This is a genomic window from Acinetobacter sp. G18 (assembly GCF_052660225.1).
In genome coordinates this window covers 1,688,434-1,706,477 of sequence record NZ_CP109658.1, presented here as the reverse complement: position 1 = coordinate 1,706,477, position 18,044 = coordinate 1,688,434, and the positions used below count along the sequence as shown (strand labels likewise).

Below are 18,044 nucleotides of genomic sequence, written 5' to 3'. Positions count from 1 at the left end.
GATTGGGAATAGTAATGGCTAAAATTTTAACAGTTACTTTAAACCCTGCAATTGATGTAACCATCCAACTAAATGAGTTACAGGTAGGTGAAGTGAACCGACAAGAGTCGGTAGAAATTCATGCGGCTGGTAAAGGCCTTAATGTTGCACAAGTATTAAAAGACTTAGGTCACGATGTCATCGTAACTGGTTTTTTAGGCGAGCATAATCGACAAATTTTCGATACACATTTTACCCAAGCTCAATTTCAATCCGAATTTATTTATATTGATGGAGAAACACGCCAAAATATAAAAATTGCTGAGCACTCTGGGCGGATGACCGATTTAAACGGCAAAGGTTTCTTTGTTTCTGAAACAGACAAACAAAGCCTATTTAATAAGATTGAAGCTCTGTTACCACAAGTTGAAGTGGTTGCAATAGCTGGTAGCCTACCCCAAGGTTTTAGTATTGATGAGTTACAACAACTTATTCAACTAATCAAAAAGCAGAATAAAAAAGTTGCATTAGATACCAGCGGTAAAGCTTTGGTTGCCGCAATTGCATGTCAACCTTGGATGATCAAACCTAATACTGATGAGCTCTTAGAAAGTTATCAACGCTCTGCAACAAGCTATGCTGAACAAAGAAAACTTTTTGACAGCTTAAGCGATATTGAGCATGTGGTTATTTCAATGGGTGAAGGTGGCGTAAATTGGCTGCATGCCTCACACCCCCTACATGCTCAAGCACCAAAAGTTATTGTAAAAAGTACAGTTGGTGCTGGGGACTCCCTCTTAGCAGGTATGATTCACGGACTTGTAAGTCAACTTTCTCCTGAAGAAACTTTAAAAACTGCGACAGCAATTGCAAGCCATGCTGTAACACAAATTGGTTTTCGAATTCCTAGTCCAGAAGTTCTAGACCAATTAAAAGCACAAACTACTATCAATTCATTGAGTGAATCTGATGCAAACTGCTAAACATTTATTATTTGTCACGAATAGTCCGCAACAGCAAGTTAATGCTTTGATTTTAGCTCGTAAACTTGCTTTAGTTGCAACACAACATGGCTATAAACACAGTGTTATTTCACTCGACGAATTTGAATCAAGTGATGACTTTAATCATGTGATTATTATTGGGCAAGAGCCTAAAAACCTAAATATTTTTGGTCAAAGCGATTTAGCTTTAGTATCTATTGAAGATATTAAAGAAGATGCAGATAAAGCACTGTTAACTGCGCTTGAACACTCGAAACCAGCGAACGAATGGGTTCAAAAACCTAAACAGGCTTCAAATACAGCAACTCACTTTGTTGCAATTACTGCTTGCCCAACTGGAGTTGCCCATACATTTATGGCGGCCGAAGCATTACAGCAAGGTGCAGAGAGACTTGGATATCAAATCGATGTAGAAACTCAAGGTTCTGTAGGTGCGAAGAATATTTTGTCAGCACAAGCGATTGCGGATGCCGATATTGTTATTCTTGCAACTGACATTGAAGTCAACACAGACCGTTTTGTAGGTAAACGTGTTTATCGATGCAGTACTGGCTTTGCATTAAAACAAACAGACAAAGCTTTTGCCGAAGCAATTGCAAATGCACAAGTTTTAGAACAAGGTAAACAACAAGCTAAAACGGAAAATAAAGAGAAAACTGAAAAAGTTGGAGTATATAAACACTTATTAACTGGTGTTTCTTATATGCTACCTATGGTTGTTGCAGGTGGTCTGTTAATTGCACTTTCTTTATGTTTTGGCCTGAATGCAGCAGAACAAGCTGGTAGCCTACCAGCTATATTAAAACAGATTGGTGCAGCAGCATTTATGCTGATGGTACCGATGTTATCAGGTTACATTGCATATTCCATAGCAGACCGCCCTGGTCTTGCCCCTGGTTTAATTGGTGGATTATTAGCTGCACAGCTACAAGCGGGCTTTTTAGGAGGCATTGTTTCTGGCTTCCTTGCTGGTTATATCGCATTATTTATTGCTAAAAAACTTAAACTACCAACTAGCTTAGAGTCTCTTAAACCTATTTTAATTATTCCATTATTAGGAACGTTATTTGTTGGTCTCATTATGTTCTATGTGGTTGGTCAACCTGTAGCACATATTTTTGAGTTAATGAAAGATTTCCTCAATAACATGGGCACCACAAATGCCATATTAATGGGAATTATTCTGGCAAGTATGATGTGTATTGATTTAGGTGGCCCAATTAACAAAGCAGCCTATGCTTTTACGGTTGGTTTACTTACAACCAATACCTATATGCCAATGGCAGCCACTATGGCAGGTGGTATGGTTCCTGCAATAGGTATGGCAATTGCAACCTTCCTCGCTAGAAATAAATTTAGTACAGGCGAGAAAGATGCTGGCAAAGCTGCTTTCGTGCTTGGCTTATGCTTTATTTCAGAAGGTGCAATCCCATTTGCAGCAAAAGACCCAATGCGTGTTATTCCAACTTGTATTTTAGGTGGCGCAGTAACTGGAGCACTGGTTGCTTTATTTCACTGTGAACTCGTTACCCCACACGGCGGTGTATTTGTACTTCTAATTCCAAATGCAATTAATCATGCTTGGTTATATCTAGCAGCAATTGCAACTGGAAGCATCGTAACAGGTGTAAGTTATGCCATCCTAAAAAGGAACCAAGAAGAAAAACTATTAACAAACTCATAAGTTAATAAAAAGGGAGAATATTAATTCTCCCTTTTTATTGCTAGCTAATTTTTAATGTTGAATTTGCACTGCTCGCGCCATAACTTGTTCAGGAAGGTCTTGGGCCAACATTACTGTAAGCGTTGGTTTTTGCTTAGCATCTCCTACTAAGTTTTGAGCTTCTAAAACTGCATTTACATCTTTCGGCGCTAATGTATACATTGCACCAGTAGCAGGGTCTACAATTAAAAGACCAATCAAACCACCAAAAATAATATTACCCAAATACCAGCCGCTTAGAGTGCCTGTAACCTCTACAGTTTTACTTTGATAACCTGATTTACTGAAAGATACTTGGTAACTTTCAGGTTTAAAATAACCTGCCCCTTTCTTCAAGCTTACTGTGGCAGGTGTTTGCCCTGTATGTACTTTCATCCCATTACGATTTTTAATTTCGATAGTTGCCGATTCAGGCACACTTGTAAAAGTAAGTGTTTGCGAAGAGCCAGTAATAATACTCGCACAACCATTTAATCCTAAAGTCAAAGCTAACATTGAAGTAAGTAATAATTTGTTCATCATTAATCCGAAAAAATTTATCTATCATTATTTGAAAACGCACTATATTAAAACAAACAAAAAATAACAATTAAGATACAATGCAACAGTTTAACAATTAAGCAAATCATTAATTGAAATACACTTGTAAAGTTTAATTTTATTATTAATATATCAATCATGTTAAATGTCTGGTAAATTTTTTAGCCGCAAATATAGAATAATTATTTGATTATATTAAATATTTCTTTATTAAATGCATTTATTTTTTATGGTTATGACTTTGTAGACAAAAAATATTTAGAGAAATGTCACGTTCAAAACAAATTTTTTTTTCTAGGATTCTCTGGCAAAGAGATATCGTTCATTTTACGAACAAGCGAGCAGCCAAGTTCAAATCAACGGTAAGAAATAAGTTTTATCAGATTAGTAAAATTTATAGTTTGTCCTTGTTAAATCAAACAATATAAATTTTGCTCACGACCTAAAGTCCTGATATAACTTGCTTAGTGAAACTATATTTTTCAACTATTAAGATTAGTTTCATAAAATGCGATCCACCAAGGTATGGGGAAAAGTCAATGACAAAGAAGTATGCGCGTTTTTTACCTACAACAGAATCTTTCACTCTTGAAGATTTTCCATATTATTGGATTACTCAGGTCCATGCTCAATATGTTCAGAATATTGACAATGCCCTTAAAAAATATGGCTTAGATAACTCACGTCGACGGATTATGCTTGCTCTCAGTAGCAAACCACATGCTAGCGTTTCTGAGCTATCTGACATGATCATTTCAAAGATGTCGACAACAACCAAAATTGTTTATCGCTTAAAAGACGAAGGTTTAGTTGAAACATATTCTTGCCAAACTGATGGACGTATTACACGTGTATATCTTACTGAACGTGGCACTGAAATGATAAATAAAATTAATGACCTAACCAGCGTCGTACTTGAGCAATCTTTTGAAGGCATAACCCCTTTACAGTTAGAAAAAATGATGGAAAGCTTAAAAATGCTTTTAAAGAATTTATCTCGTTAATTACTTTCTATAACCTACTGAATTTTAAAGCCCTCTTATGAGGGCTTTTTTATATTTACTGACCATGACACGAAACTTAAATTTCATAAAGTAGTCAATTAAACACTATGCGTGTTGACTTGTTCTTTCAACTCCAGTAGAAACTCTCTTCTATTATCTACATCGTAATTTTTGGAAAAATGGCTAAAAGAAAATATAAAAGTGATAAGTTTCAGGTACGTCGTATTAACCGTCAATGGTGGGTACTTGAGAAGGATTTAGAAACTAATTGTTATAATAAGCATGAACAGGTAGCTACAAAAACTTTAGCTAACAATTATGCTGATGACTATATAGAGCAGTATTATATGAACCTTTATATTCAACAACAATTGAAAAAACCAGAAACCGTATAAAAAGCCATCATGGCTTTTTTTATATAATTTAAAAGTTAATAAACAGTAACATGATAAAATTATGGCATAAAAAAAACCTACATCTTGGGGAAAATGTAGGCTATAAAATGCACAAAAAGGATGTATATATCCTTTTCGACAAAAAGAATTCTACGATAATATAAGGCCTTATTTTATGTTACTTTTGTAAACTTAATAGTAGTTATTGTATTTTTACTTAATAATTTAAATTAATTATTTATATAAATTTTTCTAAGTAAAATATTGAATCTAACCTAACTTGCGCCTTAAAAAATATTTTATCTCATTTATATATCTCCATAATCTCTTCTTTTTTCTAATATATAAACAACTGTTTATAACAATTTTTTTACAAAAATAAGCATAATTTTTTAAAGTTAAAACTCTATTTTTAGCAACCTAAATAGAATTAAAAATTAATAAATAACATACGCATACATGAGTAATTACAATTATATTTTAGAAAAATATTTATTCAAGCTCAAAAAAACACCAAATGTCGAGTTTTTATAGCTTTTGTGCTGAGGACACAACTATTACAATACAGTTTATAAATAGTTTAATTCTTCAGCAATTTTTAGGCATGTTATGACTTCAATGTCGAACACTACCCAAAAGCATTTTATTGTTGAGCAGATTCCTCTACCGACATGGGTTAGTGATGAAAAAGGCTTAATTTTATATTGCAATACGGAGTGTACAAAATACTGGCACGATACTTCTCCCCCATTATCTCAACAATGGTTAGATTTCGTGTACCCTGCCGATTTAGAAGAAGTTAAAAACAAATGGTTAGATGCTATACGACTCCAATCAAGAATCGAATTTAAATGTCGTCTTTTACATAAAAGCCATCACTATCGATGGTGTAAGCTTTCAATTCAATTGTCAAAATATCATGAATCTTTGCCTAAAAATGAATGGTTTATTAGTTTTTTAGATATTGATCAAGACATCCAAGAACAACAAAGCTTACGTAAAGATATTGATATACAAAATCAAATGCTTGATATCAGTGTCGATTGTATTAAAGTTTTAAATACAGATGGCACAGTCTCTCATATGAATAAATCAGGATGCGTTGCTCTAGGCGTGCCTGAAAATGAAAAAAAATTTGGAATGCCATGGTTAGACCTTTTACCACCTCATATACGTAAACGAGGAAGAGTTGCTTTAAAAAAAGCCTTACAAGGTAAAGTAGCTCGATTCGCTGGCATGAGTTCTTTACCCAATCAGGATCCTGAACATTGGGACAATATACTTACTCCAATTCAACATACAAACGGCGAAATTATTCAAATATTGTGTGTTTCTCGGAACGTTACTCAGCAACATCTTACTGAAAACCGATTAAGAGATATTAGTGAGCGTGATGAACTTACCGGATTATTTAACCGACGCTCATTTAAGCTTCAACTAAAACGTACCCTAGCCTACTCACGAGAAACCCAAACAAGTGTAGGGTTACTTTTAATTGATTTAGATCATTTCAAACACATTAATGACACTATAGGTCATAGTGCTGGTGACCACTTACTAAAAATTCTATCGAAACGTTTTAATCAGTGCGTAGATCATGAAAGATGTATTGTTGCTAGATTAGGTGGAGATGAATTTGCGGTCATTATTAGTCATTTAAAAGATGAAGATGATATTCGAGGTATCGCTGAAGTATTACTCCAACAACTCAATCACCCTATTACATATGCTGGCAATGTGCTCAACGGCGGAATGAGTGTCGGCTGTGCCATTTACCCGCAAGATGCTGTTGATCAGTCGAGTTTATTAAGCTGTGCAGACATGGCATTACATGACTTAAAAGCTCGAGGTCGTGGTGGTATACGTATGTATAACCCCAGTATGATGCAGTTGACTGAAGCAATCGCATCTCAGCTTAACATTGCTAGGCAGCTTATTCGTCACCATACCATCCAACCTTACTATCAACCTAAAGTTGATTTAAAAACTCATGCTGTCCTAGGATTTGAAGCATTATTACGTTGGCACACAACATCAGCTCAAACAGGTTTGCCTTCACAAATTGCTGAAGCTTTTAAAGACTATGATTTAGCCAGTAAGATCGGTGAAATTATGCAGCATCAAGTTTTGCATGATATGGCTAAATGGATAAAATTAGGTTTTCAGCCACTTCCTGTATCTCTGAATGCAGCGCCAGTTGAATTTTTAAGAGACAATTACGCTGAACGCCTATTAAAAAAGATTTATCAGTTTGAAGTTCCTACACATTTAATTGAAATAGAAGTTACTGAGCATATGCTTGGTGATCGTGGTTCTGAATATGTTATTCGTGCACTCAATAAACTAAAACAACATGGGGTGCGCATTGCTTTAGATGATTTCGGAACAGGATCTTCTTCTCTAACGCATATACGAGACTATCCAATTGATTGCCTAAAAGTCGATTGTAGCTTTATACAAAAGATGCAACATGACCCATCAATTTATGCAATCGTCCAAGCAATTGGCTTACTTGCACCCAATCTTTCCCTTAGACTAATAGCAGAAGGTATTGAAACACCTGAACAACAAGAGTTACTGCTCCAGTTCGGATATAACATTGGACAAGGTTTCTTATTTGAACAAGCTATTGATGCGAATCAGGTTATATCTATTCTTAAACAAGGTCAGGCTTATATAGAAAGCCACTATTCTATGAATTAGTCTGAATATTCAAAAGAAGTCGCTCGCTTTACACACTAAAAACACACAATAAAAACCATAAAATTGGCGATAATATAATCATAACGATAACTAATTTTTAGTTCTTCAACAATAAATATTGTCACAAGGCAATAAGGAGCAATATATGAGTTATCACCATATTTTAGTTCCAGTCGATGGTTCTCCTACTTCACTTATTGCGGTTAATCATGCTGCAAGTCTTGCAAAAGCATTTAACAGTAAAGTCACTTTAGTATATGCGCTCACTATTGATCCTTTTATTTCAGTTGAAATCATCGATAGTACAGAAATCGCGCAAGATTACTTTAATAAAGCGAGAGCTTCGATTCAGGGCATTTTAGATCAAGCTAAAGAGCAATTTAGTCAACACGGAATTTCTGTTGAAACAAAGATTGTTGAAGGTCAAACAATTCACACAGAAATTATCAAAGCAGCAACTGAGCTAAAAGCTGATTTATTAGTGATTGGTTCTCATGGGCGAAAAGGTTTTAAAAAGTTCTTCTTAGGAAGTGTGACTCAAGCACTGTTAGGAGAAATCCATGTACCAGTATTAGTCGTAACTGAATAAATAAATCTAACCTTGTATAAAAAACCCAGCTATAGAGCTGGGTTTTTTACATAAACTACTTTCCGTTATACGTAAATTTAATAAGAGAACCAGGATTCTCTAAAGTATGCGTTACAGAACCATCGTCTTTTTGCACATTCCCCGCTGTATCGGTCAGTACATATAAAACATTGCCCTCTGGACTTGCAATCACGTCACGATAGCGGTTATTGCTTTTAAACATCGGGATAGCATCATCCAAAGTCGCACTATATGTCGGATCTAGCTTAATACGGAAAATTACCCCACGTTTTAAAGATGGTACCAATAATGTATTTTCCCATCCCGGAATCGCTTTTTTGCCTCCCGTATATACATATGCCGATGACGGTGCAACCGTTGGCCAGCAGACATAAGTCATATCACCACAAATTGGATCATTGTAGTTATAGGTATCTTGTACGGTATATAACGTTTTTAAAGGCGCTACAAAGTTTTTCCCAGTCCATTCAGACTCTTTAGTCACTGGAACGCCTTCGGCTACTTTTACTCCATTTTGACCCAAATCTTTAATTTGTGATTTATTAGTTGCAGCCGAATAGTTGGCATAAGCATAACCACTGTCATCTTTGTAACCCGCTACATTTGGCCAACCATAGTTCCCACCTTTTAAAATGAGATTAATTTCATCATCAGAATTTGGACCTTGCTCAGATTGTAAAAGCTTTCCATTTGGAGCAAATGCCAAACCTTGTGGATTACGATGCCCTAAAGTATAGATATGACTAACTACCCCATTAAAGCTTGGGTTATCTTTAGGAATACTTCCATCCAGATTTAAGCGTAATACCTTGCCCATATAGGTATGGTAGTCTTTGCTATTCAGCTCTTGCTGAGTTGGGGTATGCTGCGCCTGATTTGGTAAAAACAAATAAGCCAACTGGTTACGACCTTGGTCACCAATTGTATAATAGATTTTTTGATCTGGACCAATAACAAGGCGGCCAGACTGATGGTCTTTCGATGATGGTAAGCCTGCAATCAAATCAACAGGTTTTTCAAATGTATCTGTTGTTTTATTATAGGTATACCTACGGATAATCGTTTGGTTTGGTAGTTCTTTATCTGTAGATTTTGGATTTTTAAAAGTACCTGAAATATAGATATAAGGATTATGTTTAAAATCAGGATGAAAGGCAAAGCCTAATAAACCATTTTGTCCATCTGCATCATTCACAATTTCAGGAACCTGAAACACTGTTTTTGCACTACCGGACTCAGGATTGACTCTTATAATCTTTCCCGTTGCTCGTTCAGTTAACCAAATCTGATTGTCTGGCCCCCATAACAAAGCATGCGGTTTATTTAAGTTAGACAAAATAACTTTTTTATCAAAATTTTCTGTTCTTGCTTTAGCAAATTGTGCAGGGGTAAGAGGAATATCAGCAAACGCTGTATTGAATGCAAATATCTGGGCAGCACCCATTAAAGCAATTTTAGCCAATAAATGTTTATTCATATGTCCACCTTATAAATTTTCAAAATTTACGAGAATTTTTAAACCTTTAGCAAAAGTTTGGTACATGCTCTCTATATGATTTGTATTATGATGAATAGCACATTTATTAAAATCCAAATTTATGAAAGGCTCTGTTGCATAAAAGTAGCTATTAAAAAGAGCTCAACATCTTTATAAACGTCTTTTAAGTTAAACAACTTAAATTTATTCTTATCTCTTTTATTAATTTTTAGATCTTATGCTATTCTTCAAACACTTTTAAATGCTTCAAACTCTATATCCATGATGCTTACGCCACCTTAAGTTTACATCCTCTTATTTCTTGTAAATAACTCATCACTGTTTAGTGATGTCGTGTAGTTACGTGTGAAGGGATTGCTAATATTTTGCTTCAGGTTTTTTGGGTGGTATGGCCGGTTGTGCCATGATTGGTCAATCAATGATTAATGTAAAATCGGGTGGCCGCACACGTTTATCTACTTTCTGCTGTGGAGTTCACTAACACAATTTCAAAACAATCCTAAAAGCAGTAATGTTGTTATGATTGCTACAGTTATCGTGGTAGTTGCCACTCATAACTTAGCGTTAGGCGTATTGACGGGCGTATTACTTTCAGCACTTTGCTTAGCAAATAAACTTGAAAATGATATTCGTATAGAAACCTCCTTAGAAGGTGAAGCTCGTCTGTATAAGTTAAGTGGTCAAATATTTTTTAGTTCATCTGAAAAACTTATGCAAAGCTTTAACTTTAAAGAAGATATTAAAGAAGACATTATTGACCTTACCCATTCTCATATTTGGGATGTGACTTCAGTTGCTATGCTAGATTCTGTAGTAAATAAATTTCAAAAGAACAATATTAAAGTAACTGTTCGCGGTCTAAATGAAGCAAGCTCAATTATGATAGATAAATATGGTACTCATGCAAAAATTTAAAAAATGCCCTTCAGGACCTTTCTTTTTACGTTTGAGGAGCAATTATATAAAAATATAAAAGCATACTTATTAAAACAACTAGCATAACAGTCAAATAAGTACCAAATGTATTAAAACTTTTTAGAAACTTCAAAATATCCATAAAATCATAGAAACAACCAAACTTTTAAAAATTATTTAAAAATTCAATCAAATTATCAACCATAAGAATTTTACAATTTATTCAACTACAAATTTTTCGTATCAGAAATGTATAAATATATTAATTATTGATTTAGTTCTTAATAAAAAATACCCCCATATTAAAAAATATGAGGGTATTAAAAAATAAATAACTTTACAGACGCAGTATATGCTTGAACTACTATAATCGCTTAAAGATGTATTTTCAATACCTCTTTGATAAATTTAGTGACTTATGACTATAAGTATGAGCAAATTTGATGATTTTATGTACTAAAATATTTTTTCAAAAGAAGTTTAAAAATAAAAAAGTCCGTATCTTGGGAAGCTACGGACTATAAAACTCATCTAAGCAACAGCTAAACAATTTGTCGCGTAGAGAGAAAACACTATCTTTTTAATCTAATCGAGATATTAGTTTAGGTCAACTCTAAAGCATATATATCAATAAAAAAGTTAATTAAATGTGAAAAAGTTCACAGTTCAATCCACATATAATAAACAATGAATATATATCATTAAAATTTAAATAAATATATATAATCTAGCTTTAGGTTCAAGTAATTGATTTACCATATAAGGTCTAACAATCACTTAAACTCGTCTATAAACTTAAGTTAACAATTGAGATGGAGGCATTCTCTTTTATAGAGCAAGGATAAGTTTTTGATTTTTAAAATCTATAATTTATCCAATTTAATTCCCGAAGTTTTCTATTTCGCATTTTTCGATTTTATTAAAATATATACTTAAAGTAATAATCTAAAATAGAATAATGATTAACTTCTGAAATAATATCTAATGACATAAGATTCTGATTTTGTTTGCACTTATGATCAAAATAGTTTTGGCTTTGCCATTTCAACTCACTTAGCTCCAACTCTCCACACAAAAGCGTACAAGGAATATCAACATTCTCTTCCCGATGAATAGGGCTATATTTTAAAATATCGTCTTGTGATAACTTTAATGCATGGTTTAAATGAGTCGCTTGTATAGGTGCTAAATCATATATTCCACTTAATAAAGCCACCTCAGATAACAAAGGGTGGCTTAAACATAATGCTCCGAGATGCGCCCCTGCTGAATGGCCCACTAATAAAACCTCATCCGTTTTCCAATTCTGCTGTGCAATAAAATCTAGGGCTTTTTGAGTCTGAGCCACAATTTGCGAAATATGGCTTTGAGGAGCCAAGTCATATTCTACAAGTACACACTGCGCTCCTTTTGCCAAAATATACGGTGCTATAAAGGCAAAGTCCGATTTATCACACCACTGCCAATATCCCCCATGTATAAAAATCACGGTTTTATTGGCATGTTCTAAAGGGAAAAAATCCATCGTTGATCGGTTCTGTGAACCATACTTAATATCTTTTACGTGATGATAGGCCTGATAACTTAGCAAGCTTCTATATTGAAAGCTTGCTAATATTTCACCTTCATTTGCTACCGTTGTAGCATTGTCATATTGTCTCATATCGCGATTACTTCAATGTCTCTTCAGTAGACTTAAGACTTACTTTTAAGGTTGAACGTTTTAAGTAGAAGCAAAATATCAGAACAAGCACCAAAGGTACGCCAAACTGTAAAGTAGACTTAAACTCATTCGTAAACCAAGTAGTTACTGTAATACTCAAAATCGCAATAAAACCAAATAGTGAGATGAATCGACTAGCAGGAATTTTAAATTTCAGCTCGATGCTTTGCTGAGCCATATGTTTTCTAAAAAACATATGTGTTACAAAGATGCTGCCCCACGTGAACAATGCACCAAACATCGATAGCGCAATCATGATTGGAAACGCAGAAGCCGGATTAATCGTATAAACAATACTCGCAATACCAATCCCCACCGCTGATAACAACAGTGCATTTACCGGTACACCGTTGCTACTGATTCGGCCAAAAACTTTTGGTGCATCACCTGCACGGGATAAGCTAAACAACATACGAGTTGAAATATAAAGCATGCTATTCATTGCAGATAAGGCAGCTACAATTACAATAAAATTTAAAATGCTATCGGCATATGGAATACCAACAATCCTCATGACCATAACAAAAGGACTTGTTGCATCTGCTCCAATCAAAACCGTCCATGGCACCAAAGTAACGATGAGAAATAAGGACAATAAATAGAATAAAATGAGTCGGAGTGCTGTGCTTTTAAATGCCTTTTTTACTGCTTTTTCAGGGTCTTTTGCTTCACCAGCTGCGACGGCTATCATTTCTATACTTAAATAACTAAATATTGAAATAATGACACCAATCCATACCCCACTAAAGCCATTGGGGAAAAAGCCTCCATGCCCTGACAAATTAGTCACAACTTGCTTCATTCCCTGATTGCTTTGAGTCAAGATACCAATAGCCAAAAGAATAAACACGATAATGGCAAAAACTTTGATTGTGGAAAACCAGTACTCAACTAGTCCGAAGGCTTTAACACTATAGGCATTTACAACAAGTAAAGTTAGTGAAAAAAAACCAATCCAGACCCAAGAGCCTACATTGGGGAACCAAAGCTTCATATAGTCAGCTACAGCGGTAATCTCAGTGCCTACAGCCAGCACAATACAAGCCCAATAACAGTAGCGAACTAAAAAACCAGCAAGTGGACTCATATAATGTTCTGCATACGCCCCAAATGAGCCCGAGGTAGGATGCTGAACTGTCATTTCAGCCAAGCAAGCCATAAGTGCAAATGCAATTAAACCACCAATCGCATAGCTGACGATGACTGCGGGACCTGCAAAGCTAATTGCAAATTTGCTTCCCATAAATAATCCGGTTCCAATTGCTCCACCAATGGCAATCATAACCATCTGTTTTGCAGATAACTTTTTATGTAGCCCAGCTTCTCTATTTTGTATTTCATCAAAACTACTCATAGGCCCTCCTAGCCATTTGTTTTATTTTGATTCCTTAAAATCAGGTCACTTCACTGCGAACTAAATAGCGCTTGTTTTTCCATTCACTATTCAGCATGGTTTCTTTTAAATGCTGTACTGCATTCCAAATATCTTCAAATCCTAAGTACAAAGGTGTAACACCAAATCGCAACACCGCAGGTTCCCTATAATCACCAATCACACCACGTGCAATAAGCGCTTGAATAATTTCATAACCGAATTCATGGCGATAACTGATATGACTACCACGATATTTATGATCTAAAGGCGTAATTAACTCAAAACCAAATTCAGAGCATTCTTGCTGTACCAGTTGAATGAATAAATCAGTTAATTTCAGAGATTTCTCACGGATTTTTTGCATATCGGCATGTAGGAAAATATCTACGCCGCATTCAATAAGACTCATAGAGATAATGGGCTGTGTTCCACATAAATAGCGACGAATGCTATTAGCAGGCTCATAATGCTGTGCCATATCAAATGGTTTCTTGTGACTCCACCAGCCAGATAAAGGTTGCCAAAACTGATCACGGTGCTTTTCATTGACCCACAACATTGCTGGAGAACCAGGACCACCATTTAAATATTTGTAGGTACAACCAATCGCAAAATCACTGCCGCTTTGGTTCAGGTCCATTGGAACAGCACCAACGGAGTGACATAAATCCCAAATCACCAAAGCGTCTTTAGAGTGAATCTGCTTATTAATAGATGACATATCGTAGAAATACCCAGTACGGTAATTCACATGTGAAAGTACCACTACAGCAACATCTTTCTCTAACGCTCGAGCTAAACCTTCTACACCCTCAATCAATTCAACTTGATAGCCCTTTTGAATTAAATCAATGAAACCTTCAATAATATAAATATCTGTTGGAAAAGCATCTTTTTCTGCCACAATGATTTTGTGTTCAGGATTTTTTTCAGCCTGAATTTTTACCGCTGCTGATAAAACTTTAAATAAGTTCAGTGTAGTTGAATCTGAAATAACAACTTCGCCTTGCTCAGCACCAATCAATGTGGCTACCTTATCTCCCAGTCTAGTAGGTAGCCCCCACCAATCAGCCTTATTCCAGCTATTGATCAAATCTTCTCCCCATTCTTGGGAAATAATGTGCTGGGCGACAGCCAAAGATTTCTTTGGTCTAGCACCTAAAGAGTTACCATCTAAATAAATGACACCTTCTGGCAATGCAAATTCATCTTTAAATTTTTTGAGTTCATCTTCCTGATCCCAATATAGACACTGTTCACGAGTAATCATTTGGTATTGCACCTATTTCAACATTTCCTTTGTATTTGAATTTGAATTTGAATTTGAATTTGAATTTGTATTTGAATTTGAATTTGAATTTGAATTTGAATTTGAATTTGAATTTGAATTTGAATTTGAATTTGAATTTGAATTTGAATTTGAATTTGAATTTTATCATGCCAATTCTTGTGATTTATTCGATAATATTTGATAAAAAATGACTAATTTCGTATAAAATTCTAATTAAAATTAAAAAATATGGATGTAATTCGAAAATGAATGTGGATGCAATCGATCTAAAAATTTTGAAGTATTTACAAGATAATGCCCGCTTAAGTAACCAAGAACTTGCTGATCTAGTCAATCTCTCAGCATCTGCTTGTCACCGACGTGTCAAGATTTTAGAAACCAACGGGATCATTGAAAAATATCAAGCGAAAGTTAACTACGAAAAATTAGGTATAAAAATTGAGGCCATAGTTGAAATTAAACTTGCTCAACTCACTGAAAATGATCATCAGTTTTTTTTAAGCCAGATCAAGAATTTTGATGAAGTGATTAATGCTTATATCATTACAGGCGAATCTAATTATGTTCTGCATGTCGCCACTAAAGATCTAAATTCTTTTTCTCACTTTGTTATTAATACACTCAATAAAATTAAAGGAGTGGTAAGCATTAATTCTAAGATTATCTTACAGAAAATTATACAAAAGCCACTGTAGACTATATGGTTAAATTAAAAATTATATTTAAAGAGCTTTTACTATGATCGAAACAGAACGTTTAATCTTAAGACAATGGAAAGAAACTGATGCTGCCCCCTTTATCGAAATGGGATTGGATAAAGATGTTATGCGTTTTTTTCCAAAGCTTTTATCTGCTACTGAAAGTATAAATTTAATTCAAAGAGCATCGGCCCTTATTGATGAAAAAGGTTGGGGATTTTGGGCTGTAGAATTAAAAGAAAGCCACGACTTTATTGGTTTTATTGGCCTACACGACCAACCAGAACAATTTGATTTTTCCCCTTGCATTGAAATTGGCTGGAGGATTGCTACAAAATACTGGAAAAAAGGTTATGCCACAGAAGGAGCAAAAGCAGCATTAGACTATGCCTTCAATGTGCTTAATAAAGATAAAGTGGTTTCTTTTACAGCAACAGTGAATAAGCCTTCTCAAGCTGTAATGGAAAGACTAGGAATGCGTAAAGTTAAACACTTCAATCATCCCAAGCTTCCAGATGGGCACGCACTTCAAGAACACGTTCTTTATGAAATATACAATCCTTAATTTGAGTTATGAGTATATTAAATAGTGATATGATCAAAGATTACTAATAAATTTAAACCAGAGCTATTCATCAAAGTCATAACCTACCGAAGTTGAATGCTCCCAATACTCATTAATTTTATCTGCAATAGCTTCTTTGTCCATTGTAGTTAAAACATAGAAAAGTTTTGCCTCTTTGTTTTTTCTCAAAATTAATAAATTGTAATAGTCATATTCAGGACCATTTAGTCCTAGTGATGGTTCTTGACAGTGCTTTTCAGCCTTGTAATGCCATTCAAGTTTATAAGTATCAATGCCATTTGCGGCATTGATAACTATGCCATCATTGGCTCCTCCAATAAATCCAATTTTCATTGCCTACTCTAAATTATTATTCGGATAATTTTTAATATAACTTTAAACATGCACAGTTCAATTTATAAAATGTTCGTCAATACGTACACTATGTAAATCAAAATAGTGCGATTACTACTTTTATAGACATAAGAGTACTATTGATAGATTCCCATCATTTAAAGTTCCATTTATTATTTTGAATAAATTGATCAGAATTGCGATCACTCAATTTTCATTAGACTCTCCATCTAAAAAATAACAATCAAGTCCTTGGCAGCATTTGAATTTATCACTTTTAACAATCATTATTAATCAGCCTCGATAGACCTCTAAATGATGAAATAATAACAAATCAATCCGTTTTTATAGGCTTTAATGCTTATAATCTTAGCCTAACTTTCTTCCTTGTCTATTCAAATTGGAGTCCCTAAAACATGGCTAAAATAGTGCTTTTCGATATGGACGGAACTTTGTTAGATTTGGCTTTTGACGACTTTATCTGGAACGAATGTCTACCTGTACGGCATTCTCAGACGCATCAACTCTCTTTAACAAAAAGCCAAGAAATATTGACTCAGTTTTATCTTAGTAATAAGCACACTCTTTCATGGTACTCCTCAAATTATTGGACGAAAACTACTGGAGTAGATGTTTTAAATCTTCAGAAAGAATTTCAACACAAAATTAAAACGCGATCAGGATGTATGGAGCTACTTAATGCTCTAAAAGAACAAGGTTATCAATGTTGGTTAGTGACCAATGCAGACTGCGCAAGTTTACAATTAAAACTTGATAACATCCCTATTCAAGATTTTTTTGATGTGATTGTATCTAGTGAACAAATGGGTTATGCGAAAGAAGATCTTCAGTTTTGGCAAGAGTTACAACGCTTGCATTATTTTGAACCAAAAACCACTATTTTTTTAGACGATACTCTTCAAGTTTTAAAAACTGCAGAAAAATTTGGTATAAGACACTTGTTTACTATATTACAGCCCTCAACTCTTAAGAGTAAAAGACAGCCACAAGATTTAGAGTATAAAGCTCTAGATCAGCTTACAGAGCTACTGTCTGTTTTGAATCAAACTGATAGAAAGGATAATGATGTCAAAATTGCATGAAAACGATGCTGTAGACACGATGCGTGTCGACAAATGGTTATGGGCAGCACGTTTTTTTAAGACTCGTTCTATTGCTAAAGCTGCAATTGAAGGTGGTAAAGTACATCACAATAATGAGCGTGTAAAAGTTTCTAAAGAAATTCGTGTTGGAATGGAACTTGTTGTTCAACAAGGTTTCGAAAAAAAGACAGTTGTTATCAAAGCACTTTCCAACACCCGAGGACCAGCTCCAGTTGCGCAGCAACTTTATGAAGAAACTGAAGTAAGTATTGCGAGACGGGAGTTGATTGCTTCCCAACGAAAATTGCATAATCTAGCTCGACCTGACCATAGACCAAGTAAGAAAGATCGGCGACAAATCAATCGGTTTAAACAGGATAACGATCAACATTATGAAGACCATTGGTCTTATGATGATGAATAGAAACGTCGAGTTATGTCGCACTCACATATATAAGATATAGAAGCTAAAGAAAAAATCTGTCACTATTAGCCCTGTGAAACAAGTTGAGATTCAATGCATCCACTTGGGTTAAACGTGATGAACATAGAGTATTGAGGTTT

The 18,044-nt window shown here is 34.7% G+C and carries 16 protein-coding genes and 1 pseudogene; 11 read left to right on the top strand and 6 right to left on the bottom strand.

The window, feature by feature from the left end; genetic code table 11:
* Positions 1-14: 14 nt before the first annotated feature.
* Together pfkB and NE363_RS08150 are read left to right on the top strand one after the other, a co-directional pair.
* On the top strand, positions 15-962 hold the full coding sequence (pfkB, locus tag NE363_RS08155) for a 1-phosphofructokinase (protein ID WP_445536229.1): 948 nt from the start codon (positions 15-17) through the stop codon (positions 960-962).
* The gene (locus NE363_RS08150; RefSeq protein WP_445536228.1) at positions 949-2,667 is read left to right on the top strand and encodes a fructose-specific PTS transporter subunit EIIC; all 1,719 of its coding nucleotides are present in this window, start codon (positions 949-951) and stop codon (positions 2,665-2,667) included. The genes pfkB and NE363_RS08150 overlap by 14 nt, the downstream gene beginning before the upstream one ends.
* 51 nt (positions 2,668-2,718) lie before the next feature.
* Here the strand turns inward: NE363_RS08150 and NE363_RS08145 are convergent, their stop codons facing one another.
* Positions 2,719-3,225 carry a hypothetical protein gene (locus tag NE363_RS08145; protein ID WP_445536367.1) on the bottom strand — a complete coding sequence of 169 codons (507 nt, stop codon included), beginning with the start codon at positions 3,223-3,225 and terminating at the stop codon, positions 2,719-2,721.
* A 560-nt stretch (positions 3,226-3,785) separates the two neighbouring features.
* On the opposite strand from NE363_RS08145, the gene NE363_RS08140 reads away from it, so the two are divergent.
* The 4 genes from NE363_RS08140 (at position 3,786) to NE363_RS08125 (ending at position 7,937) form a co-directional block, all read left to right on the top strand.
* The gene (locus NE363_RS08140) at positions 3,786-4,250 is read left to right on the top strand and encodes a MarR family winged helix-turn-helix transcriptional regulator (protein WP_002050629.1); all 465 of its coding nucleotides are present in this window, start codon (positions 3,786-3,788) and stop codon (positions 4,248-4,250) included.
* Between the two features lie 179 nt (positions 4,251-4,429).
* Positions 4,430-4,645: a hypothetical protein gene (locus tag NE363_RS08135; RefSeq protein ID WP_004701241.1), complete on the top strand. Its 216-nt coding sequence runs from the start codon at positions 4,430-4,432 to the stop codon at positions 4,643-4,645.
* Positions 4,646-5,254: 609 nt separating this feature from the next.
* Entirely contained in the window at positions 5,255-7,348 is a 2,094-nt protein-coding gene (locus NE363_RS08130) for an EAL domain-containing protein (RefSeq protein ID WP_134263026.1), read from the top strand.
* A gap of 145 nt (positions 7,349-7,493) precedes the next feature.
* Positions 7,494-7,937 (top strand): universal stress protein, encoded by a 444-nt coding sequence (locus NE363_RS08125; RefSeq protein ID WP_002050707.1) that lies wholly within the window; start codon positions 7,494-7,496, stop codon positions 7,935-7,937.
* Positions 7,938-7,992: 55 nt separating this feature from the next.
* On the opposite strand, the gene NE363_RS08120 is transcribed toward NE363_RS08125, so the two are convergent.
* Entirely contained in the window at positions 7,993-9,435 is a 1,443-nt protein-coding gene (locus tag NE363_RS08120) for a glucose/sorbosone family PQQ-dependent dehydrogenase (RefSeq protein WP_134263025.1), read from the bottom strand.
* Positions 9,436-9,803: 368 nt separating this feature from the next.
* Between NE363_RS08120 and NE363_RS08115 the strand changes: the two are divergent.
* Positions 9,804-10,371, top strand: a pseudogene (locus NE363_RS08115) (STAS domain-containing protein); the annotation flags it as partial.
* A 919-nt stretch (positions 10,372-11,290) separates the two neighbouring features.
* On the opposite strand, the gene NE363_RS08110 reads toward NE363_RS08115, so the two are convergent.
* Genes NE363_RS08110 through kynU form a run of 3 tightly spaced genes read right to left on the bottom strand, consistent with a single transcriptional unit; the run spans position 11,291 to position 14,739 of the window.
* Positions 11,291-12,034 carry an alpha/beta hydrolase gene (locus tag NE363_RS08110; RefSeq protein ID WP_077166298.1) on the bottom strand — a complete coding sequence of 248 codons (744 nt, stop codon included), beginning with the start codon at positions 12,032-12,034 and terminating at the stop codon, positions 11,291-11,293.
* A 7-nt stretch (positions 12,035-12,041) separates the two neighbouring features.
* Positions 12,042-13,448 carry an amino acid permease gene (locus tag NE363_RS08105; RefSeq protein WP_445536227.1) on the bottom strand — a complete coding sequence of 469 codons (1,407 nt, stop codon included), beginning with the start codon at positions 13,446-13,448 and terminating at the stop codon, positions 12,042-12,044.
* 40 nt (positions 13,449-13,488) lie between these two features.
* On the bottom strand, positions 13,489-14,739 hold the full coding sequence (kynU, locus tag NE363_RS08100; protein ID WP_445536226.1) for a kynureninase: 1,251 nt from the start codon (positions 14,737-14,739) through the stop codon (positions 13,489-13,491).
* Between the two features lie 266 nt (positions 14,740-15,005).
* Between kynU and gigD the strand changes: the two genes are divergently transcribed.
* Together gigD and NE363_RS08090 are read left to right on the top strand one after the other, a co-directional pair.
* The gene (gene gigD, locus NE363_RS08095) at positions 15,006-15,455 is read left to right on the top strand and encodes an Lrp/AsnC family transcriptional regulator GigD (RefSeq protein ID WP_004708427.1); all 450 of its coding nucleotides are present in this window, start codon (positions 15,006-15,008) and stop codon (positions 15,453-15,455) included.
* Between the two features lie 43 nt (positions 15,456-15,498).
* Positions 15,499-16,023 carry a GNAT family N-acetyltransferase gene (locus NE363_RS08090; RefSeq protein WP_004701226.1) on the top strand — a complete coding sequence of 175 codons (525 nt, stop codon included), beginning with the start codon at positions 15,499-15,501 and terminating at the stop codon, positions 16,021-16,023.
* A gap of 63 nt (positions 16,024-16,086) precedes the next feature.
* Here NE363_RS08090 and NE363_RS08085 read toward each other — a convergent pair whose 3' ends face one another.
* A complete protein-coding gene (locus tag NE363_RS08085) occupies positions 16,087-16,377 on the bottom strand; it encodes a hypothetical protein (RefSeq protein WP_004701224.1) in 291 nt (96 codons plus the stop codon).
* 416 nt (positions 16,378-16,793) lie between these two features.
* Here NE363_RS08085 and NE363_RS08080 point away from each other — a divergent pair, with 416 nt between their 5' ends.
* Together NE363_RS08080 and NE363_RS08075 are read left to right on the top strand one after the other, a co-directional pair.
* Positions 16,794-17,480, top strand: coding sequence for an HAD-IA family hydrolase (locus NE363_RS08080; RefSeq protein WP_004701221.1), 687 nt, complete (start codon positions 16,794-16,796; stop codon positions 17,478-17,480).
* On the top strand, positions 17,464-17,904 hold the full coding sequence (locus tag NE363_RS08075) for an RNA-binding S4 domain-containing protein (RefSeq protein WP_077166178.1): 441 nt from the start codon (positions 17,464-17,466) through the stop codon (positions 17,902-17,904). Before NE363_RS08080 ends, NE363_RS08075 begins: the two co-directional genes overlap by 17 nt.
* Positions 17,905-18,044 lie beyond the last annotated feature (140 nt).